We start from the raw sequence: 3,513 nt of genomic DNA on the forward strand, positions 1-3,513 counted from the left end.
AAATGTTAAGGGCCACCCCGGTGTGGGGTGGCCCTTAACAGTGTGAATGTCCGGCGACGTCCTACTCTCCCACGACCTCCCGGTCGCAGTACCATCGGCGCTGAAGGGCTTAACTTCCAGGTTCGGAATGGAGACTGGGTGTTTCCCCGACGCTATGGTCACCGTAACTCTATAGAAATATCAACCAACCACACACACAACCACTACTGCCTGGTTGGGGGTTGACCGTATTCCGGGAACCGTACAGTGAACGCGAACATCATTACGCAGCATATTGTGTCTCATGTATGACCACCCGAGAGTGGTGTTGAGACAAGCCCTCGGCCTATTAGTACCAGTCAGCTCCACACCTTACGGCGCTTCCACCTCTGGCCTATCAACCCAGTGGTCTACTGGGGGCCTTACCCGATTAACTCGGTGGGAGACCTCATCTTGAAGCGTGCTTCCCGCTTAGATGCTTTCAGCGGTTATCACTCCCGAACGTAGCCAACCAGCCGTGCTCCTGGCGGAACAACTGGCACACCAGAGGTTCGTCCACCCCGGTCCTCTCGTACTAGGGGCAGCCCTTCTCAAGTCTCCTGCGCGCGCAGCGGATAGGGACCGAACTGTCTCACGACGTTCTAAACCCAGCTCGCGTGCCGCTTTAATGGGCGAACAGCCCAACCCTTGGGACCTACTCCAGCCCCAGGATGCGACGAGCCGACATCGAGGTGCCAAACCATCCCGTCGATATGGACTCTTGGGGAAGATCAGCCTGTTATCCCCGGGGTACCTTTTATCCGTTGAGCGACGGTGCTCCCACATGCCACCGCCGGATCACTAGTTCCGACTTTCGTCCCTGCTCGACATGTCTGTCTCACAGTCAAGCTCCCTTGTGCACTTACACTCGACACCTGATTGCCAACCAGGCTGAGGGAACCTTTGAGCGCCTCCGTTACCTTTTAGGAGGCGACCGCCCCAGTCAAACTACCCACCAGGCACTGTCCCTGATCCAGATAATGGACCCAAGTTAGACAGCCAGAACAACCAGAGTGGTATTTCAACGATGACTCCACCCGAACTGGCGTCCGAGCTTCACAGTCTCCCACCTATCCTACACAAGTTGTACCGACCACCAATACCAAGTTGTAGTAAAGGTCCCGGGGTCTTTCCGTCCTGCTGCGCGTAACGAGCATCTTTACTCGTAATGCAATTTCGCCGAGTCCATGGTTGAGACAGCGCCCAAGTCGTTACGCCATTCGTGCAGGTCGGAACTTACCCGACAAGGAATTTCGCTACCTTAGGATGGTTATAGTTACCACCGCCGTTTACTGGCGCTTAAGTTCAAAGCTTCGCCGGCCTAAACCAGCTAACCTGTCCCCTTAACGTTCCAGCACCGGGCAGGCGTCAGTCCGTATACATCGAATTACTTCTTCGCACGGACCTGTGTTTTTAGTAAACAGTCGCTTGGGCCTGGTCTCTGCGGCCATCAACGCTTCCACCAGCAAGTGATGTAACGTATCCGGCCCCCCTTCTCCCGAAGTTACGGGGGCATTTTGCCGAGTTCCTTAACCATGGTTCACTCGATCGCCTTGGTATTCTCTACCTGATCACCTGTGTCGGTTTGGGGTACGGGCGGCTCTAACACTCACTACGAAGTTTTTCTCGGCAGCATGGGATCATCCACTTCCCCTGAACGGGTCCGCCTCGGTTCTCAGGCTCAATGAGACACGGATTTGCCTATGCCTCGCCCTACCACCTTGCCCGCGGATCAGCTTGCGCCTACCATCGCCGCGGTTGGACTGCCCTCCTGCGTCACTCCTCAGTGCACCTAATACCACCTAGGATCGAACGGTCCATACATCAACCCGAAGGCATCCGTACTTCCGGTTCTTAGCATCAGTGACCTCGGTCGGGTCGTGTTAATGCCGGTACGGGAATATCAACCCGTTGTCCATCGACTACGCCTGTCGGCCTCGCCTTAGGTCCCGACTTACCCAGGGCAGATTAGCTTGACCCTGGAACCCTTGATCATTCGGCGGACGGGTTTCTCACCCGTCATTCGCTACTCATGCCTGCATTCTCACTCGTGCAGCATCCACAACTAGATCACTCTGCTGCTTCACACGCTGCACGACGCTCCCCTACCCATCCACACACCTGGACACAGTCCGAAGACCATGCCGAGTACTAGTGTGAATGCCACAGCTTCGGCGGATTGCTTGAGCCCCGCTACATTGTCGGCGCGGAATCACTTGACCAGTGAGCTATTACGCACTCTTTCAAGGGTGGCTGCTTCTAAGCCAACCTCCTGGTTGTCTGGGCAACTCCACATCCTTTTCCACTTAGCAATCGCTTAGGGGCCTTAGCTGGTGATCTGGGCTGTTTCCCTCTCGACTACGGAGCTTATCCCCCGCAGTCTCACTGCCGCGCTCTCACTTACCGGCATTCGGAGTTTGGCTGATTTCGGTAAGCCGGTAAGCCCCCTAGACCATCCAGTGCTCTACCTCCGGTAAGAAACACACGACGCTGCACCTATATGCATTTCGGGGAGAACCAGCTATCACGGAGTTTGATTGGCCTTTCACCCCTATCCACAGGTCATCCCCCAGGTTTTCAACCCTGGTGGGTTCGGTCCTCCACGCGGTCTTACCCGCGCTTCAACCTGCCCATGGATAGATCACTCCGCTTCGGGTCTAGAGCATGCGACTCAAACGCCCTATTCAGACTCGCTTTCGCTACGGCTACCCCACACGGGTTAACCTCGCCACACACCACTAACTCGCAGGCTCATTCTTCAAAAGGCACGCCGTCACACCCCACAAGGAGATGCTCCGACGGATTGTAGGCAACCGGTTTCAGGTACTATTTCACTCCCCTCCCGGGGTACTTTTCATCTTTCCCTCACGGTACTAGTCCGCTATCGGTCACCAAGAAGTATTTAGGCTTAGCGGGTGGTCCCGCCAGATTCACACGGAATTTCAAGAGTTCCGTGCTACTCGGGAAAACACTCGGAAGTCGCCGTCTTACACCTACGGGGCCATTACCCACTACGGCCCGGCATTCCAACCGGTTCGGCTTCAACAACGATTTATAACTCCCTGACACCACGGCATTAGTGTCTGAATGCTCCCACAACCCCACATACGCAACGCACGCCGGCTATCACACGCACATGGTTTAGCCTCATCCGCTTTCGCTCGCCACTACTCACGGAATCACTATTGTTTTCTCTTCCTGCGGGTACTGAGATGTTTCACTTCCCCGCGTTCCCTCCAGAACCCTATGTGTTCAGGAACTGGTAACTGGCTTTAGAATGCCAGCTGGGTTTCCCCATTCGGACACCCCCGGATCACAGCTTGGTTGCCAACTCCCCGGGGCTTATCGCAGGCTCCTACGTCCTTCATCGGCTCTTGGTGCCTAGACATCCACCGATTGCCCTTAGTAGCTTGTCACACACATACATAAGGAACAATAAAATTGCTACAAAGATGCTCGCGTCCACTATACAGTTCTCAAAATACGGGCAGGATA

The 3,513-nt window shown here is 55.2% G+C and carries 2 rRNA genes; both read right to left on the reverse strand.

The window, feature by feature from the left end:
• Window positions 1-48: 48 nt before the first annotated feature.
• Window positions 49-166: ribosomal RNA gene (gene rrf / locus AB0M01_RS39195) — 5S ribosomal RNA — on the reverse strand.
• Between the two features lie 142 nt (window positions 167-308).
• A 23S ribosomal RNA gene (locus AB0M01_RS39200) occupies window positions 309-3,434 on the reverse strand.
• Window positions 3,435-3,513 lie beyond the last annotated feature (79 nt).

The organism is Kribbella sp. NPDC051770 (assembly GCF_040681455.1).
GTDB lineage: Bacteria > Actinomycetota > Actinomycetes > Propionibacteriales > Kribbellaceae > Kribbella.